Below are 26,782 nucleotides of genomic sequence, written 5' to 3' on the forward strand. Positions count from 1 at the left end.
ACGGGCGAGATGCCTTGGCGTACAGGCGCGTGGCCGGTCGCCAGGCATGAGCGCCGGTTTCGCCGGCGCTTGCTGGAAGTTTCCTACGATTCTTGCGCAGGTCGCGTGGGTGTCGGCTCCGGCTCCGAAGCCGAGCCTGAACCCTGGCGGCGGTTTTCCTGATACCAGTGCAAGGCAATCAGTAACAGGGTCGGAACCCCCAGCAAGGCGGTGATCAGGAAGAAGTCGTGATAGCCGAATTTCTCCACCATCACCCCTGAGTACCCGCCGATCAAGCGCGGCAGCAACAGCATGATCGAACTCAGCAGGGCGTATTGGGTGGCCGAGAACTTCAGGTTGGTCAGGCTCGACAAGTAGGCGACGAACGCCGAAGTGGCCAGGCCGGAGCTGAAGTTGTCCAGGGAGATGGTGACAACCAGCATCTGCAGGTTGGCGCCCATGTCGGCGAGCATCAAAAACAGGATATTGGTGCCGGCGGAGGCAACGCCGCCGATAAACAGGATCGGCAGGATACCGAAACGCACGATCAACAAGCCGCCCATGCCGGCGCCGACGAGCGTCATGATCAGCCCGAAAATCTTGCTGACGCTGGCGATCTGGTCCTTGGTGAAGCCTTGGTCGATGTAGAACACGTTGGCCATGACGCCCATGACCGTGTCGGACATCCGGTAGGTGGCAATCAGCCCAAGCAGCAACAGGGCCTGCCAGCGGTAACGCAGGATGAAATCGTTGACCGGTGTCAGCACCGGTGCCAGCCCGCGACGCCCCATGGCCGACAGGCACAGGGCGGTCAGGGTGATATAGAGGATGGCCCGCAGGAAGGCGCGGTCTTCGAGCAGCAGGTCCAGCAGGCTGACGCCTTCGAACAGGACACTGGCAAAGTCGGTGTTATAGAGCTGGGTGAACATCGCCGGTACCGACACCAGCAGCACGATGAGTACGAACACCGAGGCCAACTGGTGGACGAAGCTATAGCGACCGGCCTGCAGCTGGGTGCGTAGCGGCACCGGCGGTTCGCGCATGAATAGCGAGGTGAGCAGCGCAGGGACCATCAGCACGCCGAACAACAGATAGGTGCCTGCCCAGGCCGAGTGCTTATAACTGAAACCGGTGGAGCCGAACCCTTCGGCGAAGAACAGTGCGCCCGCGGTGGCCAGCAATGCCGCGATCCGGTACCCGGACATGTAGCTGGCGGCGAGGGCCGCCTGGCGGGTGTCGTCGGCGATCTCCAGGCGATAGGCATCGACGGCAATGTCCTGGGTGGCCGACGCGAAAGCCACGATCACGGCGATGGCGATCAACCATGACAGGTGCTTTTGCGGGTCGCAGAAGCCCATGCCGATCAGGCCGAGGATCACCAGAGCCTGGGAGAGCACCAACCATGAACGCCGACGGCCGAGTTTGCCCAGCAGCGGCAGGCGCCATTGGTCGAGCAGGGGCGACCAGACCCATTTAAAGGCATAGGCCAGGCCGATGAGGCTCGCGTAGCCAATAGTCTCGCGGGCCACGCCAGCTTCGCGCAACCAGACCGAAAGCGTGGAAAACACCAGCATGTAGGGCAGGCCGGCGGCGAAGCCAAGCAGCAACAGCACGAGCGTCGAGGGACTGGCATAGGCGGCGAGGGCGGCGCGCCAGGTTTTACGGGGCATGGGCTGGAGTCTGCCTCAAAAATTGCGAAAACAAAGCGCGCACTCTAACCGCTGTGCTCTACCGGGCGCCAGCCATGGCGCTGAATATCAACACGATTATTCAGGACACTCACCCCTTCCGTGCGCAGGCGCGCGCGTTGTTCATCCCCTGAAGCGCTGCCGGCCGGCAGGCTGATCCGACCGCCGGCAGCCAATACTCGATGCCATGGCAGCTTTGTGTCGTTCGGCAACTGACTGAGGGTACGCCCTACCCAGCGCGCCGCTCGGCCCAGACCGGCCATCTCGGCGAGCTGACCATAGGTCACGACCTTGCCGGCCGGCACTTGTGCCAGGGTCAGGTACAGGGTGGTGCGGCGGATCTGGGCGGCGTTCTCGGGGGCCGCGGGAGCATCAGTCACGTTCAGGTGTCCTGGGCAAGGGCGTATTGCCGTTTGTAGATTAAATCCCACAAGGTTGGTTGAGAAATGAACTCATTACAAATACTTCGGTCAGTCCTTGCTAAGGTGTCGTCCCGGGGGATAATGCCGCCTTTTTACCGCAAACTTGAGCTCTTTATACGCTTATGTTGTCTAGAACCCTGCTATGCCTAGCTGTCACCAGCGCCTCCATGCCATTGCTTGCCGATACCGTTTGGTTGAAGAACGGCGACAAGCTCAGCGGCAAGATCACCGTTTTCGATGGCGGCAAGTTGCTGATCCAGACCGATTACGCCGGCGCGATTCCCATCGACTGGAAACAGGTCAAGACCCTTGAGAGCGACCAGCAATTGCTGGTCAAGCAGGATGCCTACACCGGCGAAAAAGCCAAGGCGCTGCAGGCTGCCGAGGACGGCAAGGTGACCCTGGCCAACGGCGACGGACCCAAAACCGTCGAGTTGGCCAGTATCCAGCAAATCCTCAAACCCAAACCGGTGGTCGAGGATCTGGTGTGGAAGGGCAATATCGATGCTGCCCTGGATTATCAGCGCGCGGAAAACGATACCGATGATTACGACATCGATTTCAAGACATCGGCACGCCACGGCAGATGGCGGCATACCGCTGAAGGCGAATACAACCGTGAATTCCAGGATGACGTGGTTTCCACCGACAACTGGGCCATGGAGTATTCCCTCGACCGCTTCCTGACGGAAAAATGGTTCTGGCAAGGGCGCCTGAATTACAAGCGCGACAAAGTCGAAGAGCTGGCTCGCCAGCGCGTGGTGGGTACCGGTCCGGGCTATCAGTTCTGGGATGACGAACTGGGGGCTTTCTCGTTGGGTTCGCTGTTCAACCGCACCGATTACGAATACCGCGACGGTGGCACCGACAACTTCTATTCCATCGCCATGAAGTGGGACTACAACCGCTACCTGATTGGCAAGCGCGTCGAGTTCTTCACCAATGGCGAAGTCGGCAAGCCGCTGTCCAGTGTTGCCGAATATGCCTACGACGCCGAGGTGGGGCTGCGCTACAAAGTTACCGACTGGGCTTCGCTCAACCTCAAGGCCGAGAAAGATGTCATTGAGGGCACCGAAGACAGCGACTTGAGCAAGACGCGCTACACCGCAGGGTTTGGCGTGACCTGGTAATCCCGGGCTAGCAACCAACCCGTGTGGGAGCGAGCCTGCTCGCGATAGCGGCGGATCAGCACATCAACGTTGACTGACACGCCGCTATCGCGAGCAGGCTCGCTCCCACATTTTTTTTGTGCGTGGGCAAAAACACACAGGCACAAAAAAGCCCCGCTTTTGAGGGCGGGGCTTTTTACTAAAGCAAGGACAAGTTAGATAACTTGAACTTCTTCAGCTTGCATGCCTTTCTGACCGCGGGTAGCGATGAAAGAAACCTGTTGGCCTTCTTTCAGGCTTTTGAAGCCGTCGGATTGGATTGCTTTGAAGTGAACAAACAGGTCGTCACCGGATTGTGGAGTGATGAAGCCGAAGCCTTTTTCATCGTTGAACCACTTAACGGTACCAGTTTGGCGATTAGACATGGTGTAACTCCTTGAACAAAGATAACTGCGACTCAGGAAGAACCCTGGCCGAGACTGAGTGCAAAGAGCAGGAAAAATTCTTGTAGATGGTTGGATCGAAATTCAACATATCGTGTAGAGATTCTCAGTGACACAAGCAACACAGTGACGTCACCTTAACCCTTTTTCCTGAATGTGCCAATGGTCTTTGCGAAGGTTTCTCGGTTTTGGTGACTGACGGCCAGCGGTATTGCCGTCAGGACCAGGAAATCAAGGTGGATCGGCGAGATTTACGTCCCGCACTTTGAACCCGGCCTCGCGCCCCGGTAAGATGCCGGACGTATTTTTTCCACCTCGCTATTTCAGGAAACCGCCATGAGCATCAAATCGGACAAGTGGATTCGCCGCATGGCGCAAGAGCACGGCATGATCGAGCCCTTCGTCGAGCGCCAGATGCGTGGCGAAGGCGCCGATCGGCTGATTTCCTTCGGCGTCTCCAGCTACGGCTACGATGTGCGCTGCGCCGATGAATTCAAGGTGTTCACCAACATCAACTCGGCCACCGTGGACCCGAAGAACTTCGACGAGAAGAGCTTCGTCGACGTCAAGAGCGACGTCTGCATCATTCCACCGAACTCATTTGCCCTGGCACGCACCGTCGAGTATTTCCGTATCCCGCGCAACGTGCTGACCATCTGCCTGGGTAAAAGCACGTACGCGCGCTGCGGCATCATCGTCAACGTCACGCCGCTGGAGCCTGAGTGGGAAGGCCATGTGACCCTGGAGTTCTCCAACACCACGACCTTGCCGGCAAAAATCTATGCCAACGAGGGTGTGGCGCAGATGCTGTTCCTTGAGTCCGATGAGGAATGTGAAGTGTCCTACAAGGATCGTGGTGGTAAATATCAGGGCCAGCGCGGCGTAACGCTGCCGCGTACCTGATTCTGACGAACAGTTTGAATTCCTGGGCGGGCAGGCACTCTATGGGGTGTACTGCCCGTTTTTTTGCCTCAGCGCAGCGGGCCTTCGCCCAGGAGTTGCTCTATGAAGATCGATCCGCGAATCAGTGCCGAACTGGCAAAGCTTGAGCCCAATCAGATCGGTGTCATGGCTTGGTCATTGCTGGCCCACCCTGCCGAAGCGGCGGGCGGTATTCCAGGCCAGCCTGATCCCGATACCCCCAACGAACAGCCCCTAGAACCCAGCGAACCCGGTGAACCCACCCTGCCGGATGAGCCGCCTCCTGCGCCTGTTGCCTGATCGCAAAATGGCCCGTCAGTGGAAAGCACGTGTGCTTCAACTGACGGGCCATATTTCGTTATCCCCAATGACAAAGATCCTGCAGTCATTGTCCTGTTCGACCCGATGACCCCCTGTGAATGCGCCAAAGGCCGGTAGCAGGCTGATGTCGCTGGCGAGCCGGAAGCAGGCCAGGCGCAGCCGTTGCCGTCCTTTGCCGCTCAGGTGGTAGACGGGATGGACATGGCCCGCCAGGACGTGGCGGCAGGGATGCGGATTGGGCTCATGTTGTACGGCGAAAGGTCCGAGCAACAAAGGCTCCGGCACGACCCGGATGTTCAGCGCTGGCGGCGGGTCGCCGGCACGTTTGTCGTGATTGCCGCGAATCAGCGTCATGGCCAGGTGCTGATGTCGTTCACGCCAGCTACAAAGGGCCTTCAAGGTGCCTGGGGCATGGGAACCTGGACCGTGGAGAAAGTCGCCTAGAAAGATCAGTTGGCGACATGGCAGGCTCGCCAGTAGCCCGTCGAGCACGGCGATGTTGCTGGCCGTCGTACCATGGGGCACCGGTTGGCCAAGGCTGCGATAAGCAGCGGCCTTGCCGAAATGCACATCGGCGACCATCAGGGTTTGCTGGGCAGGCCAGTACAGGGCTTTTTCCGGCAATAGCCAGAGTTCTTCGCCGGCCAGGCTGACGGGATAGGGCGCCGGCATCAGGCGTCACCACGATCAGCGGTCGTTTCCAGTTCGCTGACCATCCGCCGGATGCGATCAGCGAGCTTCTCCGAACTCATGCTTTCCCTGAATCGCTCCACCAGCAAGGGAAAACCCAGTGGGGTGGGGCGTTTAATGGCATGCAGGTCGAGCTTCAAAGTATTGAGGCGTTCCAAGGTCTGCTCCAGTCGACGTATATCCAGTTCTTCACGCAGGACCTCTTCCCCGGCCTGGGCCAGCAAGAGGTTGTCGGTGTCGTATTGCTTGAACACCTGAAAGAACAACCCGCTGGACGCCTGGACTTGACGGGTACTTTTTGGCGCGCCGGGATAGCCGGCAAATACCAGTCCGGCGATCCGGGCGATTTCGCGAAAGCGTCGAAGCGCCAGCTCTCCGGCGTTCAGGCTCGCCAGCACATCGGCCAGCAGGTTGTCGACGCTCAGGAGTTCCGGCCCCAGGTGCTGCGTCCAGTCCAGTGCCGTGGCACTGAGCAGTTCCAGGCCGTAATCGTTCACCGCGATGGAAAACGTCACCGGCTGTTGTTGGCTGACGCGCCAGGCCAGCAGGCTCGCCAACCCCAGATGAACCTGGCGCCCGGCAAAGGGATATAGAAACAGATGCCAGCCCTCGCGGGATTTGAGGCGCTCGGCCAACAATGTTTCTTGCGTGGGTAAACCGGACCAGCGTTGTTGAATCGATAACAAGGGCTGCACGGTGCTCATCTCCGGGCCCTCGAAGCGGTCTGTGGCGGCCTCGCTCAGACGGGCCACGACGGCGCCGGCCAGCTCGCTGGAAAGCGGCATCCGCCCGCCGTTCCAGCGCGGCACGGCGGCTTTTTTGGCCTGGCTGCGTCGCACGTAGGCGGTCATGTCTTCGACGCGGACCAATTCCAGCAAGCGTCCGGCAAACAGAAAACCATCTCCAGGCCGCAGGCGAGCGATGAAGCCTTCTTCCACGCTGCCCAAGGTCTTGCCGCCACCGCCTTTGCTCCAGAACTTCAATTGCAGGCTGGCGTCGCTGACGATGGTGCCGATGCTCATGCGATGTCGTCGGGCCAGTCGCGCATCGGGGACTCGCCACACGCCGTGTTCGTCCGGCTCGACCCGCCGGTAGTCGGGATAGGCGGTCAATGACAGCCCACCATGGCGCACGAAGGCCAGGGCCCAGGCCCATTCGGCTTCGTTGAGGTCCCGATAGGCCCAGGCGCCGCGCACTTCCTCAAACAGCTCGTCAGGCAGGAAACCGCCGCCCAGGGCCATGCTGACCAGATGCTGGACCAATACATCCAGCGGCTTGTGGGGCGATTCCCGGGGTTCGATGCGCCGTTGAGCCAGGGCGTCTTGTGCGGCGGCGGCTTCGATCAGCTCCAGGCTGTGGGTCGGCACCAGCGTGACCCGCGAGGTCCGCCCCGGCGCATGACCAGAACGCCCGGCGCGCTGCATCAGCCGCGCCACGCCTTTGGCCGAGCCAATCTGCAGGACCCGTTCGACTGGCAAGAAGTCCACCCCCAGATCCAGGCTGGAGGTGCAGACCACCGCCTTGAGCTGCCCTTCCTTGAGGGCCTGCTCTACCCAGTCGCGAGTTTCCCGGGACAATGAACTGTGATGCAGCGCGATCAGCCCGGCCCAGTCCGGCCTGGCTTGGAGAATGGCCTGATACCAGATTTCCGATTGCGCCCGGGTGTTGGTGAAAACCAGGCAACTGCTGCTGGCGTCTATTTCAGCAATGACCTGGGGCAGCATCTTCAGGCCGATGTGGCCGGCCCACGGAAAACGTTCGAGGGCCGGGGGGAGCAGCGTATCGACCCGTAGCGCCTTGCCGTTGGCCCCCTGCACGCTGATGCCATTGCCTTGCGGGATTAATACCTGTTCGGCGTGGGCCTGGTTACCCAAGGTGGCGGACACACCCCAGACGATGAGTTGGGGATGCCAGCGCCGCAAGCGCGCCAATGCCAATTGCAACTGCACCCCCCGTTTGTTGCCGAGCAACTCGTGCCATTCATCCACCACGACCATGCGCAGCGTCGAGGTGGCCGTTTGCGCATCGGCACGGGCGAGCATCAGGGTCAGGCTTTCGGGCGTGGTGATCAGCGCGGTGGGCAGACGCCGACCCTGGCGGGCGCGTTCGCTGGCGCTGGTGTCGCCGGTGCGCAGGCCGACGCTCCATGGAATCTGCAGCTCTGCCAGTGGTGCCTCGAGGGCTTTGCCTGTATCGGCGGCCAGCGCGCGCATCGGCGTGATCCACAGGACCGTCAGCGGTTCGGTCACTGGTTTGCGTTTACGGGGTTTATCCGGCGGTGGCGCCGCGCGGGCGAACCGGTTGAGCGCCGCGAACCACACGGCGTAGGTCTTGCCGGCCCCGGTGTTGGCGTGCAACAGCCCGGATTCGCCGCGTTTGACGGCAGCCCACACTTGTTTTTGAAAGGCGAACGGCTTCCAGCCGCGGGCGCTGAACCACTGGTTTGCGTAGTTGTTGGATGTCGCCATACCCGCCGCGTGCGCCCTGAAAGTCCTCTTTCAGTGACCGCGGTGAGGGATGAAAGGTTTAATGAAGAAAATCGTGGCGAGGGCGCTTTTGTGGCGAGGGAGCTTGCTCCCGCTGGACGCGCAGCGTCCCCAGCAGTGTGTCATCCAGCGCCTGGGGGCTGCTTCGCAGCCCAGCGGGAGCAAGCTCCCTCGCCGCAGAAGCAGTCTTTCAGGTTTGTCGGGTTTATTTCAGGTTGCCACTGAGAAACTGCTGGAGCCGCTCGCTTTTGGGATTGCCCAGCACGTCTTCCGGCGCGCCTTCTTCTTCCACCAGGCCCTGGTGCAGAAACAGCACCTGATCAGACACCTTGCGAGCGAAGCTCATTTCGTGGGTCACCATGATCATGGTCCGGCCTTCTTCGGCCAGGCCCTGAATCACCTTCAAGACTTCTCCCACCAACTCCGGGTCAAGGGCCGAGGTGGGTTCGTCGAACAGCATCACCTCCGGCTCCATCGCCAGTGCGCGGGCGATGGCCACGCGCTGTTGCTGACCACCGGAGAGGAACGCCGGGTACTGTTCGGCCACTCGCGCCGGCAGGCCGACCTTGTCGAGATAACGACGGGCACGGTCTTCGGCTTCCTGCTGACTGACGCCCAACACCCGGCGCGGCGCCATGGTGATGTTTTCCAGTACGCTCATGTGGCTCCACAGGTTGAAGTGCTGGAAAACCATGGCCAGGCGGGTGCGCAGGCGCTGCAGTTCCTTTTCGTCGGCCACGCGCATGCCGTGGCGGTCGTTGATCATGCGGATCGCCTGGCCGTCCAGGCTCATTGCGCCGTCGTTGGGTTGTTCCAGAAAGTTGATGCAGCGCAAAAAGGTACTTTTGCCCGAGCCGCTGGCGCCGATCAGGCTGATGACGTCGCCGGTCCTGGCCTTGAGCGAAACGCCTTTGAGCACCTGATGTTCGCCATAGCTCTTATGCAGGCCTTCGATGGTCAGTTTGTACATGGGGCATGCATCCTCAAGGCGAAAGTAGGTAGCCGCTGCGGTAGGCTTCGGCGCCGGCGACATGGGCGATCACCATGCCGGCAGTGGCCATGCGACGCAGCGAGCGGGCGTACAGCAGCCCGGCATTGCAGCAATGAACGGGGGTGACGGTGTCGTTGATGGGGTCGATGATTTGCGCCACCAGTTGCCCCGCCTCCAGGTACTCCCCGGGCACGGCGCTGTAGACCAGCAGGCCGCCGACCGGTGTCGCCACCGGCTCCACGCCGGCCAGCGGCGTAGCCGGGTAGGGCAGGTCGGGCAAGGGCATCGGTTCGCCGTCAATGGCACCGAAGCGGATCAGGTATTCGATCAGGGCCTGGCAGTCGAGACTCGCCAGGTCGTGGGTGACGTCGCCCTGGCCGCGCAGTTCGACGGTGACCGAAAAACTGCCCAGGGGAATCTCGAATTGTTCGCCGAAGCGCTCCTTGAGTTGCCACCAGAGCAGGGTGAAGCATTCATCGAACGACTGACCGCCCGAATCCGTTGCCAGCAGGCTCGCTTCGGCGCCGATGTAGCGGGCCAGCGGCTCGACCTGAGGCCAGGCTTCGGGGGTGGTGTAGAGATGAGCGACCGCTTCGAAATCACAATGCAGGTCCAGCACCATGTCGGCGTCGCAGGCCAGCCGTTGCAGAACCAGGCGCTGGGATTGCAATTGCGTGCTGGCGGTCTGGCGGGCGAGGGCGTCGCGCAGGTGTTCGCGGATCAGCATCAGGTTGTGCTGTGGATCATCCGTGAGCTGGCCTTCGATCTGGTTGCCGATCTCTTCGCTCAGGTCGACGAACCGGCGGTTGAAATTCTGCCCGCTCTCCATTTCGTAGCGGCCCAGCGGCACGTCCATCAGCACTTGTTCCAGGCCGATGGGGTTGGCCACGGGCACCAGCACGATTTCGTGCCGCAGGTGACCGGATGCCTCAAGCTCGGCCAGACGCTGCTTGAGGTGCCAGGCCACCAGCATGCCGGGCAACTCATCAGCGTGCAGGGACGACTGGATGTAGATTTTGCCGACGGCTTCTTCCGGGCCGAAGTGAAAGCTGTGGATCTTGCGTGCGGTCCCCGGCAGTGGGGCCAGCAGGTCATGAATCTGGTGGCGCATTTGCGTGTATGTCCTGGAACAGAAGCCCTAGTGAGTCGGCCCGAGAAAGGCCAGCCAGCGGCGTTCGGCGAGGCGGAAAAGGCCCACCAGTGCAAAGGTCACGGTCAGGTAGATCAACGCGGCGATACCGAACGACTGGAAGGTCAGGAAGGTGGCCGAGTTGGCGTCCCGGGCGACTTTGAGCACGTCTGGAACGGTAGCGGTGAACGCCACGGTCGTCGAGTGCAACATCAGGATGACTTCGTTGCTGTAGTACGGCAGCGAACGTCGCAACGCCGACGGCATGATCACGTACGCGTACAGCTTCCAGCCCGTCAAGCCATAAGCCTTGGCCGCTTCGACTTCGCCATGGTTCATGCTGCGAATCGCCCCGGCGAAGATTTCCGTGGTGTAGGCGCAGGTGTTCAGGGCGAAGGCCAGGATCGTGCAGTTCATCGCATCGCGAAAGAAGCTGTCGAGCAGGGGCTGGGCGCGCACGGCTTCGAGGCTGTAGATGCCGGTGTAGCAGATCAATAGCTGTATGTAGAGCGGCGTGCCGCGGAACAGGTACGTGTAGAACTGCACTGGCCAGCGTACGTAGACTTTGGGGGAGACCCGGGCGATGGACAGCGGGATCGAGATCACGAAGCCGATCAGCAGCGAGGCGCTGAGCAGCCACATCGTCATGGCCAGGCCAGTGATGTGATTGCCGTCGCTGTAGAGGAACGGTCGCCAGTATTCCTGAAGAAGTTCGATCATCGCACCGCCTCCCGTGCACCGGCGGCGTAACGGCGTTCAAGCCAGCGCAGCACGACATTGGACGCGCTGGTGATCAGCAGATAGATCAGCGCCGCGAGCACGAGGAAGTAAAACAGTTGGTAGGTGCTTTTGCCGGCATCCTGGGCGGCCTTGACCAAATCGGCCAGGCCGATGATCGACACCAGCGCGGTGGCCTTGAGCATCACCATCCAGTTATTGCCGATGCCCGGCAGGGCAAAGCGCATCATTTGCGGAAACACCACGAACCGGAAACGCTGGCCGCGCTTTAGGCCATACGCCGTGGCGGCTTCGACCTGACCCCGGGGCACCGCGAGAATCGCCCCGCGAAAGGTCTCGGTGAAGTACGCGCCATAAATGAAGCCCAGGGTGATGACCCCGGCGCCGAATGGGTTGATCTCGATGTATTCCCATTCCATGAAGTCGGTAAAAGAGGTCAGCCAGGTTTGCAGGCTGTAGAAGATCAGCAGCATCAGCACCAGGTCCGGCACGCCGCGAATCAGCGTGGTGTAGAGCTGGGCCGGGATACGCAGCAGTTTGACGCTGGACAGCTTGGCGCTGGCCCCCAGCAGGCCGAGCAAAACGCTCAGTAACAAAGACAGGACCGCCAGCTTGATGGTCATCCAGGTGCCCTGCATCAGCAGCGGGCCGAAGCCCTGCAGGCTGAAGGCGCTGAGCCCCAGATTTTGTAGGAGTTGTTCGAACATGGAAGAGGCCTTTGGCAGAAAAAAAGCGCCCATCCGAGGCCGGATGGGCGCTGCGCATTATTTGCCGCTGTACAGATTCAGATCGCCAAAGTGTTTCTTCTGGATCTCGGCGTACTTGCCGTCTTCGTGTAACGCTTTGATACCTTTATCCAAAAGAGCCTTCAGCTCTTTGTTACCTTTCTTGATACCGATGGCGGTCTTGGAAGGCAGCAGTTCGCTGTCCACGGGTTTGCTGACTTCATAGTCACCACCTTTTGGCGATTTCAAGAAGCCCAGTTCGGCCTGCAGCATGTCCTGGATCGACGCATCGAGGCGGCCGGAGGTCAGGTCGGCATAAACCTGGTCCTGGTTCTGGTAGGCCTGGGTCTTGACCCCAGCCTTGTCCAGCACGGTTTTGGCATAGGTTTCCTGGATGGTGCCTTGCTCGTAACCGACGGTCTTGCCTTTGAGGGACGCGACATCTTCGCTCAGGCCGGAACCCTTCTTGAACACATACGAGGTCGGGCCGGAGAACAGCTCGTTGGAGAAGTCGATGACTTTTTCCCGGGCCGGGGTCACGGTCATGGACGAGATCACGCCGTCGAACTTATTGGCCTTCAGGCCAGGGATCATGCCGTCGAAATCGCTTTCGACCCAGCGGCACTTGACCTTCAATTCTTCGCAGATTGCATTGCCCAGGTCGATATCGAAACCTACCAGGCTACCGTCGGCGGCCTTGGATTCAAACGGGGCATAGGACGGGTCGACACCAAAACGCAGTTCCTTGTATTCCTTGGCCGTGGCGACGCCGGCGGCCATGCACAACGCCAGTGCAGAAAGGGTCAGCAGTGCTTTTTTCATTATTCAATCCCTAAAACCAATATGAGCGCTTGTGGCGCGTAAGTATTGTTACCGGTGAAGGCGAGAACGGTATGACGGCATAAAGGTAGCAATTTCCGAACCAGAGTGCCGAACAAGCGTTTTAAAAACTTTGGCGGCAGCCAGCGGGACGTGATGGTGCGCGGGGATGAGCAGGCATTAAAAGATGCACCAGGATGGCGCGGACGCTGCTGTTTTTTCACGCCTCGGTATCAGGTCTCAATACCGGACCGCTGTGCGAGGGGGTGTTGCTAAGCGCTCGGCCAAGGGATTGCCCGGTCATTTCGACATATCGGTAGGTGAACATCGACACCAGGACTACCGATCCCGCTACCAGCAAAGCGATGAGGTTGTTGAGCAGTACATTACCGAGGTCCAGGTAGCGAGTCCCGTCGATCACCGGTGCAATGTCAACGCCAACGATTTTCTTCGCCACCATGAATGCCGACACTACGCAAAACAGAACGGCCGCGTGGGTCAGGTAGATGGAATAAGACAACTTGCCGAGAAAACCGAAGCCACGGCCCGCCAACAGCCGCGACACGGCTCCACGATCAAAGGCGAATATCACAACGATGACAGCGAACAACGGACTGGCCCACAACTGCTTGCCTGCAAAATCGTTGATCACGAAAATCAGCGCCACTGTCACAGCCGCCACTTCAAGCGTGCTCAATAACCAGGTCTGGGCCCGGCTGGGCTGAGGGAGCCTCAGGTACACGGCGTAAGCCAGACAGCCAGTGAAAAAGTAAGCGAGGCCGCGCAGCGACTCGATGGTGAAGAAGGTATTACCGGCATACATCAGCGCCAAGGCCACGAGCACCACCGTCGCCCATATCCATGTTCTGATGCCGAAAGCGATACACACGATCAGGGCGAAGATCATGTAGGTGTAATACTCGATACTGATGCTCCAGGACGGATAGTTGAATGACAGTGGGTTAGTCAAATGCGTCCAGGATTGCAACAGCAGTGCATTCGGCAGGATTTCAGAAGGGGCGAACTTTCCTGAGAATGGCGCATTGTTGAAGTCCATGCCTTTTTGCGCAGCCCAATATCGACCGCACTCTAACAGTATAAAGACGCCCAACATAAAGAGGTGCAAGGGAAGCAAGCGGAAGGTTCGTGAAATGAAGAACTTTCTAAAGTTAAATTTTACCGAGCTGCCATAGGCGTGCGTCAATACAAAGCCACTCAATACAAAAAAGAAAGATACAAATACTTCAGCGTGACGGAATAACAACCATTCGGTGAAACTACCGCTGACGCGCAAGTGATAGAGCATTACTGAAATGGCCATCAACCCCCTGAAACTGTCCAGTGAATGAAACCGCTGCTCTGCGCGCATGTCAGGCTCCCTTGCTTGTACGATTGGCACGTCTTGGGTTTCACTCCGGTCGCCACGTCATTGGGGCAGCACCCTGGGAGGGCGGCTGCCCACTCCCTGAATGAGGGTATCCCCGTCACTGTGCATGAAGGGCCTGGCGCAGGATCTGGACGGTTTAAGACACTTAAATAAATAGTGGGCTCTGATGTCACGTTAGCATTGCTCTTTAAAAGAGCAAGTCGGTTTTTTATTGTCGTGATAGATACCCTGATGACGCAATTACGGCGTCAGAAAAACTGCTAGTGGGCGGGGCATCAATAGTTTTTTTAGAAACGCATAAAACGCCATCTGAATACATATCTTCAAATGCCGTTCATCGACGATTCACACTATTTTTCTCACGCCTGTTACACAGCGACTACTGTATAAAGCGATGATGGCAGAGCGCTAGCGCGCCTCAGTTAGATGGTGAAAAGGACATTATGAAACGCATCGCCGTGATATTAACGCTGGCGTTCAGCAGCCTGGCCCAGGCCGCACCAATGCGCTGGGGCGATGTGCGTGACGGCAGCCTCTATTTGCAGGCAGGGCGCGACGACACCTTGCGCGTCAGTTGGATGCCGGCCTGGCAAACCGACGCTAATGAAGAACGCATCTACTTGCTCGACGGCCAGGGGCAACTGCGCGACGAGCGTTTTATTCCCGCCAGCGAAGGGAGCGGCAAACAAGACTGGGCATTGCCCGCCAGCGCCGCCAGTTACCGTGTCGAAGTCCCGGGCTATAGCTTCAGGCGCTATCGCTTCGAGCACGACGACAAGACCGTCGCCCTGTTCGCGCCGACGAAAGTGCACTTCAGCGTCGAGACCGCCGCCAACGTCGAGTTGTATTTCAAGGTCCGCGGTGGCGAGCAGGCGATCTTGGCAGGCAAGTATTTCGGCGGCGTCAGGGCTCTGAATGCCGAGCGCCTGGGCGATGGCAAAACAGTCGAACTGAGGCTCAAGCCCTACCAGGAGTACCCGAAGTTCGACCAGGTTGCCTTACCCGTCAGCGATAGGGATCAAGACTGGCGCCTGCGCCTGCAAGGTAGAGGTAAAGCGGCCTTCTGGCTGGACGGCACCGCCAACCTGTTCGCCCAGCGCCCGCAGCACCTGCAGCCGCTGCGGCAGGACAGTGGCCGCACCGAACTGGCCCTGCACCCCGACATGCTGGGCCCCACGCCGCGCCTGGGCTTGGCCTTGCCCTACCTGCTTCCACCGCCGGCAAGCTACAGCGCGCTCGACGCGCTCAAGCCCCGTGCGGGCAGTTTTTACAGCGCCGTCGACATCATGGCCGCTGACCCCCATTACGAAGATGCCTTCAGGCGTTTTTACCTGGAACGCGGTGGCATTGATACGAACATCACCTTGCTGGCCGCCACTGGGCGTAAGGCCGACCTGAAGGCCAACAGCCAGAGCAACGCCGGCCTGAACGCCTGGCTGGCGGCCACCGTAGCCCTGGGTAGCGGCACGCACTACCTCTCGTTTGCCGACGAACCCAATTACAACTATCCCGACTATGCGACGTACAAGCACTTCTTCGACGCCATGTATCGTCAGGTGCTCGACTACCCGGGGGCGCGGGAGGCCGGTGTGCGCATCGCCATGCCCGCCAGCTCGCGTTTCGTCAACGGACCGTTTACGCGACGAGGCGCCCAGCACCGTGGCATCGACTGGGCTCGGCGGATGCTCGACGAATCGGCAGCACAAATCGATGCCTTGGCCTGGCACGAGTGGATGATTCGCGACCTGCTGGCCACCCGGGTCTACCGCGACTCCGTGCGCCGGGCTGCCGAAGTCGTCGGCCTGCAAGCCAATGGCCGGCCACGCAAGGCGCTGTTGCTGGACCAGACCAATATCTCCAGTGGCTCAAGCGTGAGCCCCTACGAACAGGAGACGCACTTCGCATCGCTCTGGTGGGCCTCGGTTGCGATCAACTCAGCCCAGGATGGTTTGCTCGACGTGCTCAATTGGTTTCAGGCCGCTGACGATCCGCACCACCTCAAAGGCATGATCCGCCTGCCAGGACCCGATCGCTTCGAGCTCAAACCGGTAGGCTTGGCGCAGCAATTCATCCAGTCGCACTGGCTCGATCAGGTTCTGCGTATGGACAACAGCGCGTTCGAGGTCGATGCCCTGGCGATGGCCCGCGGCAACGAACGCAGCGTGCTGGGGGTAAACAAGGGCGACCGTCTGCAACGGATCAGCCTGCAGGGCGCAGGCACTGCCTGCCCATCCCTCGCCCTTTTCGGTCCTGATAGCCGCCAGCGCGATGCCCCTGTCCAGTGCCGGGATGGACGCATACGTTTTGAAGTACCGGGTGAAAGTATTTTCGCCTTGATGTGGAGGGCGTCATGACACGGGCCGACGCTGGCCCTGTTCGGAGGGGAACGGTCAACCTTTCAACAGATCCTGAAGCGTCGCCAGCGTGTCAGCCTCCTCGACGCTTTTGTCCTGGCGCCAGCGCAGCATCCGCGGGAAGCGCACGGCGATCCCACTCTTGTGGCGTTTGGACAAGGCTATACCTTCGAAGCCCAGCTCAAAAACCAGGGTCGGCGTGACGCTGCTCACCGGGCCGAACTTCTCCACGGTGGTCTTGCGCACGATGCTGTCGACCTGACGCATTTGTTCATCGGTCAGCCCCGAATACGCCTTGGCGAACGGCACCAGTGTGCGTTCGCGGCTGCCCGGCGGGTTGTCCCAGACGGCGAAGGTGTAGTCGCTGTACAAGCTGGCGCGGCGGCCATGCCCGCGTTGCGCATAGATCAGTACCGCGTCGACACTGAACGGGTCGATCTTCCACTTCCACCACACGCCCATGTCCTTGGTCCGGCCAACGCCGTACAGCGCGTCGCGGGCCTTGAGCATCATGCCTTCGACGCCGAGGCTGCGGGACGCTTCGCGCTGCCGGGCGAGGTCGAACCAATCCTTGCCGGTGATGATCGGGGAGGGCAACAGCACCGCGCTGCGGCAGTGGGCAATCAGGGTCTGCAGTTGTTCGCGGCGCTCGGTCTGCACACGACTGCGCCAGTCCTCGCCTTGCCATTCCAGCAGGTCGTAGGCCATCACCACCACGGGGGCGTCTTCGAGGACTTTCTTGCCCAGGGTTTTGCGGCCGATGCGTTGTTGCAGCAGGGCAAAGGGCTGCACCCTCGGTTCCAGCGGCGTATCCGGATCGAAGGCATCCGCGGTGGATGGCGGCGCGGCTTTCCATACCACGATTTCGCCGTCGATCACCGTGCCGTCGGGCAACGCCTGCGCCAGGCTGTGCAATTCGGGGAAGCGCTCGGTGACCAGCTCTTCGCCCCGGGACCAGACCCACAAATGGCCATCGCGCTTGACCACCTGGGCGCGGATTCCGTCCCACTTCCATTCCACCTGCCAGTCACTGGCCGGTCCCAGCGTCGTGTCGAATTGCTCCACCGCTTGCGATAACGCATGAGCCAGGAAGAACGGATAAGGCTGGCCGCCGCGCTGGGCGTGCTCATCAGCGGATTCGGCAGCGATGAGCTTGAGGTAGCCTGCAGCGGTCGGACGATGGGACAGGTCGGTATACCCCACCAGCCGCTGGGCGACCCGTTTGCTGTCCAGCCCGGCCATGGCCGCCAGCGCGCGCGTGACCAGCAACTTGGACACGCCCACGCGGAAACTGCCGGTGATGAGTTTGATGCACAGCATCAGGCTGGCTCGGTCGAGTTGCGCCCACAACGCCGGCAACCGCACCGCCAGCACCTCGGGCGATTCACCGCGCAGCGGCAGGAGTTTCTCTTCGATCCACAGCGCCAGGCCTTCGTCGGAACGCTGAGGTGATTCTGGCAGGACCAGTGAGATGGTTTCAGCCAGATCACCCACGGCTTGATAGCTTTCTTCGAACAGCCACAGCGACAACCCGGATATCTGCACCGCCAGTTCCCTCAAGGTCTTGACCGGTACCAGTTGTCGCGGGCGCCCTCCAGACAGGAAATACACGGCCCACGCTGCGTCCTGGGGCGGGGCCTTGGTGAAGTAATCCTGCATGGCGGCGAGCTTGGCATTGCTGGAGGTGGTGGCGTCCAGTTCGGCATACAACTGGGCGAAGGCTTTCATGACGCGTCCTCGTCGGTGGCGCTGCCTGAGTCTTCTTCATCGTCACCGTATTCGGTGCTGAAGCCTTGGGCATCCAGGCCTTGCTCGCACAAATGGCGCACCAGTACGCCCACTGAACCGTGGGTGACCATCACCCGCTCGGCGCCGGTCTGTTCGATGGCCCAGAGCAAGCCGGGCCAATCGGCGTGGTCGGACAGCACAAAGCCGCGATCCACGCCGCGTCGCCGACGGGTGCCCCGCAGGCGCATCCAGCCGCTGGCGAAGGCGTCGCTGTAGTCACCGAAACGGCGCATCCAGGTGCTCCCACCGGCAGAGGGGGGAGCGATGATCAGCGCCTGGTTCATGATCGGGTCGTTCTTTTTGATGTCGCCGGCATAGACCGTCGCTGGCAAACGGATCCCGGCCTCGCGATAGACCCGGTTCAGGGGTTCTACCGCACCGTGGGCCAGGATCGGACCCAGGCTCGCGTCAATTCCGTGGAGAATCCGCTGGGCTTTGCCGAAGGAATAGCAGAACAGCACGCTGGCCCGGCCGACGGCAATGTTGCCGCGCCACCACTGATTGATTTCGTCGAAGACCTGCGCTTGAGGCTGCCAGCGATAGATCGGCAGGCCGAAGGTGGATTCGGTAATGAACGTATGACACTTCACCGGTTCGAACGGCGCGCAGGTGCCGTCGGGTTCGACCTTGTAGTCCCCGGACGCCACCCAGACCTCGCCTTTATATTCCAGGCGCACCTGGGCCGAACCCAGCACGTGGCCGGCAGGATGAAAACTCAAGCTCACGCCGTGGTGCAGCAAGCGCTCGCCGTAGGCCAGGGTTTGCAGGTTGATGTCCTGGCCCAATCGCGAACGCAAAATGCCTTCGCCGGGGGCCGCTGCCAAGTAGTGTTGGTTGCCACCACGGGCGTGATCGCCGTGGGCGTGGGTGATGACCGAATGTTCCACCGGGCGCCAGGGGTCGATGTAGAAATCTCCGGGCGGGCAGTACAGGCCTTCGGGGCGGGCAATGACAAGATCCATGCATTCACCGGGAAGATGGGCTTGTCTGGTAGAGGCGGGGGCGGGAGGAGAAGTTCTATCGGGTTTGGTGCGGCAGGATCAGGTGGCAGGGCGGACAAATGTGGCGAGGGGGTTTAGCCCAGCGGGGATAAATTCCCTCGCCACACAGGACAGCCTACTTACCGGGCACCAGGGTCAAGCGCGCCTTGCCGTACGCCCGCTCAAAGTTCTGCGGCTGCAATGGCAGGTTCTGATAGTTCCCCTTGATCCACGGATCAATGCCATTGATGTAGTTCGGGCTGGCGGGGTTGCCAGACTGGCCGGTGCCGCCCTGGATCATCAACGGCTCGGGCTGGCCGAAGTCGACGATGAACCGCATGGCCGGCGCCAGGGTGGTGTTGAAACTCTCGCCCCAGGCGAATGCCGAGCTGTTGAGCGTGGAGGCATCGCCGCCGGCGGGCAGGGGGCCGCGCACGATTTGGCCGCTGCTGTTCTTCCATTCGTAGCGATGCAGCTTGCCCCACTGCCAAGCCTTGTGGTCACCGCCCAACTGGCTGTCGCCAGCAGTGATGGCCGCTGCCAGGCTGCGGGCCAGGATCACGGATTTGTCTTCCTTCTGCGGTGTGCGCACGTCATCCCAGAACGGGCTGTCTTCGCGACCGAGCAAGTGATCGGCCTGGGCCGAGTAGGACAACTGACCGTTGGCGAGCAGCGCTTTCCACGCCGGGCTGCTGTCCGGACCCAGTTCGTCGAGGAAGATCTGCTTCATGCTTTCCTGCAGAAACAGTTCATAAATCGCGGCGTCGGCGGAGCTTGGGCTGAGCCGGCCATCGAAAGCCATCAGCCGGGTATAGGCCTCGCGAGCCTTGGCCCGGTCCGCCACTGTTAGCGCATCGATCGCCTGCTTGAGCGGTTGGGCCATGCCCGGGGCTTCGAAGACTTTCTTGAGCTTGGCGGCAAAGGTCGTGGTCTGGTCATATTGCATGGCAGTCAGGCTGCGGCTGTCGTGCTTGCCGGCCCCGGCCAGCTCGGCTATACGCTCGCCGCGCTCCGGTGCGCCCCAGGAATTGGACAACTGCATGCCGTAGCCGTCGGGAATGACTCGCTGGTTGGCGGCGCCGAGCCAGCCCTGGGCCGGATCCTGATCGTAGGGGTGCAGCATCGGGTCGGCGTAGCCATCCCAATCGTAGCGACCTTCCCAACCGGGCGATGGCAACAGGCCTTCGCCTTCGCGGCGGTTCGGATAGCGCCCGGTAACTTGCCAACCAATGTGGCTGGCGTCGGCAAAGATCATGTTCACCGCGATGGCGCGGATTTCACGGCTGGCATCGGAGGCTTTCTCGACATTCTGCGCTCGGGACAAGTCAAAGAACGCGTCCAGGGTTTTGTCGTCGCTAAAGCTCGGCGTCTGTAAGGCCAGGCCAAGACCGTTGGCCATGGCCGAGCCCTGGACACTGTTGAGCAGCGGGCCGTGGCGGGTCTCATACACCGCTTCGCGAATCGGTCGCTGGCCTTTGATGAAGTAGGTCTCGTTGCGGACCATCACCGGCTGCCATTTGCCGTTGACCTCGTAGGACAGACCATTGCCCTGGCGTCGGATTTTTTCCAGGAACAGGTCCTGGTTGTCGCCCAACACGCTGCTCATGCTCCAGGCCACTTTGCCGTTGAACCCCGCCAGAATCATCGGGATGCCCGCCACGGAAACCCCGGCGGCCTGATACTTGGGCGCACGAATCTGCACAGGAACCCACAGTGACGGCACGCTCAATGGGCCATGGCTGTCGCTGGCCAACAGACTCTTGCCGTTGCGGCTGCGCTGCGGGGCGATGGCCCAGTTGCTGGAGGAAGCAATATTCAGCAAATTCAGTTCGGACAACTGAGCGCTGGCCTTGCTGACTTCGTTGAGGCCCGGGACCTGACCGCTGAGCCGCAGGCCCTGGAGCTTATCGGCCTCGGCCATCGGCAGTTGTTCATCCGGGTACGAGGGGCTCAGCCAGGCCAGCTTGTCCTGGGTGACCGTCTGGGCCAGCACCAAGGCGGCGATTTCTTCCGGCAGGTTGGCCGATTGGCTGAAATTGAGCAGGCAAAACATCAGCGCCGAATCTTGCGGTTTCCAGTATTCGGGTTTGTAGCCGTTGGCGGCCAGATCCGGCGGCAACTTGTCGCGATAGCGGAACAGGTACGCGTTGACGCCGCGGGCATAGACTTCGAAGAAGCGTTTGAGCCGCGGCGAGGAGGCTTTGTACAGCTCGTCGGCGCTTTTCTTCAGGTTGACCGCACGCATGTAGCGATCGACGTCCAGTCGTTCGGCGCCGGACATTTCTGCCAGACGACCCTGAGCCAGCAGGCGCATGGTCACCATCTGGCTGATGCGGTCGCTGGCATGGACGTAGCCGAGGCTGAACAGGGCGTCATGGAAATTGTTGCTCTCGATCAGTGGCATGCCCATGGCATTGCGTCGAACCGAGACGTTCTGCGCCAGCCCCTTGAGCGGTTGCACGCCGGACGTCGGAGGAACCGTGTCCTGGGCGTTCCAGGTCTGGCAACCGCTCAGACCGAGCACACTGGCCACTGCGGCGGCAACGCCGAGCCGGGGGAAGGGAAAAATAGAGGCTGGCGAGGCCATGGCAAAGCTCCTGCGGGAGGGGGGGGCACCGATAAAGGCGCTACGTTAGTGAGCAGGAGGAGGGCGCGCAAGCGGGGGCAGGGGTTATTTGTTGATTTGGCGATGAAAGCCTGCTGTGAGGCTTACCCACAGCAGGGTTTTGGGTGTATCAGGAGGGCTCAGGGCTTGGGCGGGTTGACCTTGTCCACCAGGGCATAGGCCTTGGCAGTGGCCGGGCGCTCCTTGATGCGATTGAACCAGCGCTGCACGTTCGGGAAGTCTTCCAGCCGCTGGCTTTGCCATTGGTGTGAAACGGTCCAGGGATAAATCGCCATGTCGGCAATGCTGTAGTCGTTGCCCGCCACGAATTCACGGTCCGCCAGGCGGCGATCCAGCACACCATACAGACGAGCGGTTTCGTCGACATAGCGTTTGATCGCGTAGGGGATTTTTTCCGGGGCGAACCGGCTGAAGTGATGATTCTGCCCGGCCATCGGCCCCAGGCCGCCCATCTGCCAGAACAGCCACTGCAACGCTTCTTGCCGGCCGCGCAAATTCTCTGGAATGAACCGGCCGGTTTTTTCCGCCAGGTACAGCAGGATCGCGCCCGACTCGAACAGCGAAATCGGCTCGCCGCCATCGGCGGGTTCGTGGTCGATGATCGCCGGAATGCGGTTGTTGGGAGCGATTTTCAGGAAGTCGGGCTTGAACTGCTCTGCCTGGCCGATGTTGATCGGGTGCACCTTGTAAGGCATGCCGGCTTCTTCAAGGAACAACGAGATTTTATGGCCGTTGGGCGTGGTCCAGTAATACAGGTCGATCATGGAGGGCTCCAGATAAGACAGCGTGATGGATGGACAACACATGACGGCGGGAGGTCGTCCTGATTGCCGAAAGGCTTGCCTGTAGGAAGAGGTGATGCTCAAGTGTGGAAAATTCAATGACCGAGCACGAGAAAACCGGCATGGAGTTACAGAAAAACGCAGCGTTGATTCTTATCGACCAACAAAAAGGCATCCTTCACCCCAGGCTAGGCCCTCGCAACAACCCCGATGCGGAGCTGCGCATGCTCCAGTTGCTCGATTTCTGGCGACAATCGGCACGGCCGGTGATTCATGTCCACCACCTGTCCCGCTCACCGGACTCAGTGTTCTGGCCCGGGCAGTCGGGCGTGGAGGTTCAGGAGCGGTTCGAGCCGTTAGCCGGGGAAAGGCTGGTTCAAAAGCAGGTGCCGGATGCGTTCTGCGGCACGCGCCTGGAGACAGACTTGCGGGAAGCGGGGATTGGGCAATTGGTGATCGTGGGCGTGGCGACGAACAACTCGGTGGAGTCCACGGCGCGTACGGCCGGCAATCTGGGATTCGACACTTGGGTGGCCGAAGACGCGTGTTTTACCTTCGACAAGGCTGACTATTTCGGCCATGCCCGTTCGGCTAGCGAGGTCCATGCCATGTCGCTGGGCAACTTGCATGGCGAGTATGCGACGGTGGTCAGCGTGAAGCAGATTCTTGGGGCGGGTTGAAACCGAGTGTGTGGGGTTGCCCCAGCCGGTATGGATTAGCCTCAAACGCCCCATCGCGAGCAGGCTCCCACAGGGCTCAGTAGTGAATCCAGATTTTGTGTTCGCCGCAGGCCCCTGTGGGAGCGAGCCTGCTCGCGAGGACGATTCAATAGGCGAAGATTATCTTCGCCCGGATCATCAAGCGCCGTGGCACTTCTTGAATTTCTTGCCATTGCCGCATGGGCAAGGGTCGTTGCGGCCGACATCCTTCAGGGTGTTGCGCACCGGTTCCTGGTGGGCGTGGCCACAGTTGGGGCCATGGACATGTCCGTGATCATGATCGTGGTGATGGTCATGATCGTGGTTGCAGTCAGGGCCATGGACGTGGGGTTGCTGGGTCATCGGGGTTACTCCGCAATAAAATCGGCGGCGATTATCACGCCATTGCGCCTCAGGTGCACGTAGTGGGCGATGAATAAACCGGTTTCCAGCTCACCCTCCAGGCGATAGGGGATCTGCTGGCGGGGTTTTTCGAGCATTTTCACCAGCTTGCGTACCTGCGGCCACAGGTTGGTGCGGATCGGAACCCTGAAGTAGCGGCTATGCCCGGGACGCACCGTGAACCAGTGCTCGTGCTCTCCTTCGGTCAGCAACAGGTCGCCCAGATGAATGCGGTAGGTTATGCCGCGCACGGTCAAATCACTGTCGTCGGGGTTGTCCACACGAAAGTGCAGCATGAACTTCTGCTCCACCAGCCGCGCCCGTACCACCTCGACCTTGGTCAGATGCACCTGCGGTTCAGGGGCCTCATCACCTCGCCAGGACGCACAACTGCCGAGCCCGATGAACAGCAGCAGGCAGGTGATGCGCAGCAGATGTGATGAAAAGGTCATGTCCGTGCCTCTGGTTTATCCCAGTCTAGCCTGCTGGCGAGCGCAGCAGTGTCGGACGATTCCGATATCAGCGATTAAAGTAGCCTGCGCAGCACTTCTTGAATTTGTGCCCACTGCCGCACGGGCAGGTGTCGTTGCGTCCGGTCTTGACTGGCACTGTCGGGTCGATGAAGTACCAGCGTGCGCCGTTCTGTACGAAGGATGACTGTTCGCGGTGGCTGTGTTCCCCCTGGCCGTCGTGCCAGCGCGCGGTGAAGGTGACAAAGGCGTGTTCGGGTTGGCCACCGAATACTTCGCTGCTTTCCACCTCCAGTCCGAGCCATGTGCTTTTGGCGCTCCACTCGCTGATGGATTGGCGATCCAGGCCGTCCTGCTGGGCGGGCAAGGTCGTGGCTACCAGATAGTCCACCAATCCCAGCACGTAGGCACTATAACGCGAACGCATCAAGGCTTCGGCGCAGGGCGCCGGGTGACCATCGTGGTAATGGCCGCAGCAGGCGTCCAGTGGGTTGCCACTGCCGCACGGGCAAATGGTTGTGTGCATGCTTGTGTTCACGGCTACCACCAGTATTTTCCAAAGTTTTCCGGGTTGGCCCAAAAGCGTGAGTTGAGCCAGTCAGGGACTTGTTTGTATTCAAGCAGATCGTAGGTAAACAGGGTCAGCACCTGTTCCTCGCGCTGGAATCGCTCACTGGCCTGCAGGGCCAGGGAAAAGAAATCAGTTTCTTGCCAGCCGCAGGCATTGAGGTCCGCCAGCACGGCGATACGGCTGGCGTTGAGATTGCGGATGCCCCCCAACAGATTCAGACCGTCGCGTTTGGGCAAATGCTCCAGGCAATCAAGCGCCAAGGCCAGGTCGAAACGCCGCGCCGCCACGTCCGCCGCAAGGGCGCCAGGGGCGGCGTGGACCACTTCAGTATCAGGATGCGCTTGCTGGAACGCCTCAAGGGCAGGGAAGCTGCTGGCCCCGATCAACAGCAGTTTTTTCGGGGCATAACGGTCCAGCACGGCAGCCAGGGCTTGCTGGGGCGTACGGGAAGAAATGGCAACGGTCATCGAAGTTCCTCTGTCAGAGCCGCCACGATAGCCTGCGCGGACCCCATGGCCTAGAGCGGTTTGTGCTTAAACGTATCGATCTACGGCAAATAGGGGGCAAAAACCGCGATAGCGTGATGCTGGCGCGGATGCGGAGTCGGGTCTTTACTCCCCTGAATCGGCGCAAAGCCGATCCCACAAGGAGAAAACCCAATGAGCATAGTTCGCACAGCGTTACCCTTGGTTCTGCTGACCGGTGTGTTGACTGGTTGCGCAGGTTTGCAGAAAACCGATTGGCCGACCTGCGCGGCGGTTGGCGGTGTGACGGGCGCTGGATTGGGCGCCATCGAAAGCACCTCCTGGGCCGGCGGTGGTGCATTGTTTGTCGGCACCATGGCGGCGGCTTATTGCTGGGTGCATGGCGACGGCGATGAGGATGGCGATGGCGTGCCGGACAGCCGCGACAAATGCCCGGGCACGCCTAAGGGCGTGCAAGTCGATGCCGACGGCTGCCCGCCACCGGCACCGGCGCCGATGGTTGAAGAAGTCGTGGTGGTCCAGGAAGAAACCATTGTGATCCGTGACGTGCATTTCGAATTCGACAAGGCCACGCTGACGGCGGCAGACAAGGAGGTCCTGAGCACGATTGCAACCCGACTCAAACAGGAAACGTCCACCGCGCAACTGCGCGTCACCGGCCACACTGACAGCGTCGGCAGCGATGCCTATAACCAGCGCCTGTCTGAACAACGGGCCAACGCGGTGGTGCAATACCTGGTTGAGAGCGGCGTGCCCCGTTCCAGCTTCGTTTCGGTGGAGGGTGCCGGTGAGAGCCAGCCGGTGGCGGACAACAGCACCGCCGATGGTCGGGCCATGAACCGCCGCACGGAGATCAAGATAAATCGCTGAAGCCCCCGTCATCCGCGGCTTGTACAGTCGCGGATGCGGGTCTTTACTCCTGTGTGACCGGTATGGGCCGGTAACACAGGAGCATTCACCATGAACGTTCTACTCAGGGCCGCCTTACCGGTACTGCTGGCGGGCAGTCTGTTGTCAGGTTGTGCCACTCACAGCGATGGCGGCGCACCGCTCAATCAACGCACCTGGCCAGTCTGTAGCTTGATCGGCGGTCTGGTTGGCGGCGGCCTGGGGGCCCTCGAAAGCAGCGGTTGGGCGGCGGGCGGTGCTGCGCTGGGGCTGTTGACCGGCGGCCTGATCTGCTACGCCCAGGATGGCGACGAGGACGATGACGGCGTGTTCGACCGCCGTGACCGTTGTCCCGACACGCCGGCCAATACCCCGGTTGAACATCATGGTTGTCCGTTGCCGCAATACCCGGCCAGCGCTCCGCCGGTTGAACCTCAGGCACCGGCCACGGAAGTGATCACCCTCAACGATGCCGGCAAGGTGCTGTTCGACTTCGATAAATCCGATCTCACTCAAGACGCGCGAAGCCAACTCGATGGGCTGATGAGCAAATTGGGTCATGCCAATGTCGCCAGCATCCGCGTGGTGGGGCACACCGACAGCGTCGGCACTGATGCCTACAACCAGGGGCTGTCCGAGCGCCGAGCAAGCAGCGTGGTGGAATATCTGCTTACTCAGGGGCTTTCACCGGACAAGCTCACCAGTGAAGGCAAGGGTGAAAGCGAGCCGGTGGCCGACAACGAGACCGATGAGGGGCGGGCGCAGAATCGTCGGGTTGAGTTGCATATCCAGCGCTGAGCCGCGTGCCAGAGCCGTCGGGTCGCCAGTGGGGCGACCCGACGAGTCGAGGTTTGCGTCAGATTAAATTTGCCCTGGCCTCTGGCTTATTC

Annotated in this window: 26 protein-coding genes; 7 read left to right on the plus strand and 19 right to left on the minus strand. The window is 60.7% G+C overall.

What is annotated here, in order from left to right; all coding sequences use genetic code 11:
* Positions 1 to 83: 83 nt before the first annotated feature.
* Together GKKCFE_RS04475 and GKKCFE_RS04480 are read right to left on the minus strand one after the other, a co-directional pair.
* Complete coding sequence (locus GKKCFE_RS04475; RefSeq protein ID WP_047228430.1) at positions 84 to 1,649, minus strand: AmpG family muropeptide MFS transporter; 1,566 nt, start codon at positions 1,647 to 1,649, stop codon at positions 84 to 86.
* Between the two features lie 44 nt (positions 1,650 to 1,693).
* Positions 1,694 to 2,074: an MGMT family protein gene (locus tag GKKCFE_RS04480; RefSeq protein ID WP_171061418.1), complete on the minus strand. Its 381-nt coding sequence runs from the start codon at positions 2,072 to 2,074 to the stop codon at positions 1,694 to 1,696.
* A gap of 137 nt (positions 2,075 to 2,211) precedes the next feature.
* Here GKKCFE_RS04480 and GKKCFE_RS04485 point away from each other — a divergent pair, with 137 nt between their 5' ends.
* Positions 2,212 to 3,219: a DUF481 domain-containing protein gene (locus tag GKKCFE_RS04485; protein ID WP_316912704.1), complete on the plus strand. Its 1,008-nt coding sequence runs from the start codon at positions 2,212 to 2,214 to the stop codon at positions 3,217 to 3,219.
* A gap of 194 nt (positions 3,220 to 3,413) precedes the next feature.
* Here GKKCFE_RS04485 and GKKCFE_RS04490 read toward each other — a convergent pair whose 3' ends face one another.
* Positions 3,414 to 3,623: a cold-shock protein gene (locus GKKCFE_RS04490; RefSeq protein ID WP_002554837.1), complete on the minus strand. Its 210-nt coding sequence runs from the start codon at positions 3,621 to 3,623 to the stop codon at positions 3,414 to 3,416.
* A 354-nt stretch (positions 3,624 to 3,977) separates the two neighbouring features.
* Between GKKCFE_RS04490 and dcd the strand changes: the two genes are divergently transcribed.
* Positions 3,978 to 4,544 (plus strand): dCTP deaminase, encoded by a 567-nt coding sequence (gene dcd / locus GKKCFE_RS04495; RefSeq protein ID WP_003184751.1) that lies wholly within the window; start codon positions 3,978 to 3,980, stop codon positions 4,542 to 4,544.
* A 102-nt stretch (positions 4,545 to 4,646) separates the two neighbouring features.
* Positions 4,647 to 4,862: a hypothetical protein gene (locus GKKCFE_RS04500; RefSeq protein WP_047228427.1), complete on the plus strand. Its 216-nt coding sequence runs from the start codon at positions 4,647 to 4,649 to the stop codon at positions 4,860 to 4,862.
* A 36-nt stretch (positions 4,863 to 4,898) separates the two neighbouring features.
* On the opposite strand, the gene pdeM is transcribed toward GKKCFE_RS04500, so the two are convergent.
* The 8 genes from pdeM to GKKCFE_RS04540 all read right to left on the minus strand — a co-directional run bounded on the left by pdeM (position 4,899) and on the right by GKKCFE_RS04540 (position 13,830).
* Positions 4,899 to 5,555 (minus strand): ligase-associated DNA damage response endonuclease PdeM, encoded by a 657-nt coding sequence (gene pdeM / locus GKKCFE_RS04505; RefSeq protein ID WP_107321600.1) that lies wholly within the window; start codon positions 5,553 to 5,555, stop codon positions 4,899 to 4,901.
* Positions 5,555 to 8,041 carry a ligase-associated DNA damage response DEXH box helicase gene (locus GKKCFE_RS04510; RefSeq protein WP_445577533.1) on the minus strand — a complete coding sequence of 829 codons (2,487 nt, stop codon included), beginning with the start codon at positions 8,039 to 8,041 and terminating at the stop codon, positions 5,555 to 5,557. The genes pdeM and GKKCFE_RS04510 overlap by 1 nt, the downstream gene beginning before the upstream one ends.
* A gap of 223 nt (positions 8,042 to 8,264) precedes the next feature.
* On the minus strand, positions 8,265 to 9,029 hold the full coding sequence (locus GKKCFE_RS04515) for an ABC transporter ATP-binding protein (protein ID WP_047228424.1): 765 nt from the start codon (positions 9,027 to 9,029) through the stop codon (positions 8,265 to 8,267).
* A 13-nt stretch (positions 9,030 to 9,042) separates the two neighbouring features.
* The gene (locus GKKCFE_RS04520) at positions 9,043 to 10,161 is read right to left on the minus strand and encodes a succinylglutamate desuccinylase/aspartoacylase family protein (RefSeq protein ID WP_047228423.1); all 1,119 of its coding nucleotides are present in this window, start codon (positions 10,159 to 10,161) and stop codon (positions 9,043 to 9,045) included.
* Between the two features lie 27 nt (positions 10,162 to 10,188).
* On the minus strand, positions 10,189 to 10,899 hold the full coding sequence (locus tag GKKCFE_RS04525; RefSeq protein ID WP_047228422.1) for an ABC transporter permease: 711 nt from the start codon (positions 10,897 to 10,899) through the stop codon (positions 10,189 to 10,191).
* On the minus strand, positions 10,896 to 11,624 hold the full coding sequence (locus tag GKKCFE_RS04530; protein WP_047228421.1) for an ABC transporter permease: 729 nt from the start codon (positions 11,622 to 11,624) through the stop codon (positions 10,896 to 10,898). The genes GKKCFE_RS04525 and GKKCFE_RS04530 overlap by 4 nt, the downstream gene beginning before the upstream one ends.
* Before the next feature lie 57 nt (positions 11,625 to 11,681).
* Complete coding sequence (locus tag GKKCFE_RS04535; RefSeq protein ID WP_047228420.1) at positions 11,682 to 12,464, minus strand: transporter substrate-binding domain-containing protein; 783 nt, start codon at positions 12,462 to 12,464, stop codon at positions 11,682 to 11,684.
* 217 nt (positions 12,465 to 12,681) lie between these two features.
* The gene (locus tag GKKCFE_RS04540; RefSeq protein WP_445577534.1) at positions 12,682 to 13,830 is read right to left on the minus strand and encodes an acyltransferase family protein; all 1,149 of its coding nucleotides are present in this window, start codon (positions 13,828 to 13,830) and stop codon (positions 12,682 to 12,684) included.
* Positions 13,831 to 14,291: 461 nt separating this feature from the next.
* On the opposite strand from GKKCFE_RS04540, the gene GKKCFE_RS04545 reads away from it, so the two are divergent.
* Positions 14,292 to 16,202, plus strand: a complete 1,911-nt coding sequence (locus GKKCFE_RS04545; RefSeq protein ID WP_445577535.1) for a hypothetical protein — start codon at positions 14,292 to 14,294, stop codon at positions 16,200 to 16,202.
* A gap of 36 nt (positions 16,203 to 16,238) precedes the next feature.
* On the opposite strand, the gene GKKCFE_RS04550 is transcribed toward GKKCFE_RS04545, so the two are convergent.
* The 4 genes from GKKCFE_RS04550 to GKKCFE_RS04565 all read right to left on the minus strand — a co-directional run bounded on the left by GKKCFE_RS04550 (position 16,239) and on the right by GKKCFE_RS04565 (position 22,360).
* The gene (locus GKKCFE_RS04550) at positions 16,239 to 17,930 is read right to left on the minus strand and encodes an ATP-dependent DNA ligase (RefSeq protein WP_160891699.1); all 1,692 of its coding nucleotides are present in this window, start codon (positions 17,928 to 17,930) and stop codon (positions 16,239 to 16,241) included.
* Entirely contained in the window at positions 17,927 to 18,952 is a 1,026-nt protein-coding gene (locus GKKCFE_RS04555) for a ligase-associated DNA damage response exonuclease (RefSeq protein ID WP_316912708.1), read from the minus strand. The genes GKKCFE_RS04550 and GKKCFE_RS04555 overlap by 4 nt, the downstream gene beginning before the upstream one ends.
* 154 nt (positions 18,953 to 19,106) lie before the next feature.
* On the minus strand, positions 19,107 to 21,557 hold the full coding sequence (locus GKKCFE_RS04560; RefSeq protein ID WP_310662819.1) for a penicillin acylase family protein: 2,451 nt from the start codon (positions 21,555 to 21,557) through the stop codon (positions 19,107 to 19,109).
* A gap of 158 nt (positions 21,558 to 21,715) precedes the next feature.
* Positions 21,716 to 22,360, minus strand: a complete 645-nt coding sequence (locus GKKCFE_RS04565) for a glutathione binding-like protein (RefSeq protein ID WP_445577536.1) — start codon at positions 22,358 to 22,360, stop codon at positions 21,716 to 21,718.
* A 140-nt stretch (positions 22,361 to 22,500) separates the two neighbouring features.
* On the opposite strand from GKKCFE_RS04565, the gene GKKCFE_RS04570 reads away from it, so the two are divergent.
* The gene (locus tag GKKCFE_RS04570; protein ID WP_445578027.1) at positions 22,501 to 23,058 is read left to right on the plus strand and encodes a cysteine hydrolase family protein; all 558 of its coding nucleotides are present in this window, start codon (positions 22,501 to 22,503) and stop codon (positions 23,056 to 23,058) included.
* A 177-nt stretch (positions 23,059 to 23,235) separates the two neighbouring features.
* On the opposite strand, the gene GKKCFE_RS04575 is transcribed toward GKKCFE_RS04570, so the two are convergent.
* The 4 genes from GKKCFE_RS04575 to GKKCFE_RS04590 form a co-directional block, all read right to left on the minus strand.
* On the minus strand, positions 23,236 to 23,439 hold the full coding sequence (locus tag GKKCFE_RS04575) for an SEC-C metal-binding domain-containing protein (RefSeq protein ID WP_047228413.1): 204 nt from the start codon (positions 23,437 to 23,439) through the stop codon (positions 23,236 to 23,238).
* 5 nt (positions 23,440 to 23,444) lie between these two features.
* Positions 23,445 to 23,930, minus strand: a complete 486-nt coding sequence (locus tag GKKCFE_RS04580) for an LEA type 2 family protein (protein WP_445577537.1) — start codon at positions 23,928 to 23,930, stop codon at positions 23,445 to 23,447.
* A 67-nt stretch (positions 23,931 to 23,997) separates the two neighbouring features.
* The gene (locus GKKCFE_RS04585) at positions 23,998 to 24,474 is read right to left on the minus strand and encodes a YchJ family protein (protein ID WP_047228411.1); all 477 of its coding nucleotides are present in this window, start codon (positions 24,472 to 24,474) and stop codon (positions 23,998 to 24,000) included.
* A gap of 14 nt (positions 24,475 to 24,488) precedes the next feature.
* The gene (locus GKKCFE_RS04590; protein WP_047228410.1) at positions 24,489 to 24,986 is read right to left on the minus strand and encodes a DUF6231 family protein; all 498 of its coding nucleotides are present in this window, start codon (positions 24,984 to 24,986) and stop codon (positions 24,489 to 24,491) included.
* A gap of 192 nt (positions 24,987 to 25,178) precedes the next feature.
* On the opposite strand from GKKCFE_RS04590, the gene GKKCFE_RS04595 reads away from it, so the two are divergent.
* Both GKKCFE_RS04595 and GKKCFE_RS04600 read left to right on the plus strand, forming a co-directional pair.
* On the plus strand, positions 25,179 to 25,874 hold the full coding sequence (locus tag GKKCFE_RS04595; RefSeq protein ID WP_047228409.1) for an OmpA family protein: 696 nt from the start codon (positions 25,179 to 25,181) through the stop codon (positions 25,872 to 25,874).
* Positions 25,875 to 25,964: 90 nt separating this feature from the next.
* Positions 25,965 to 26,690, plus strand: a complete 726-nt coding sequence (locus GKKCFE_RS04600; RefSeq protein WP_445577538.1) for an OmpA family protein — start codon at positions 25,965 to 25,967, stop codon at positions 26,688 to 26,690.
* Positions 26,691 to 26,782 lie beyond the last annotated feature (92 nt).

It is taken from the genome of Pseudomonas sp. E141 (genome assembly GCF_052659885.1).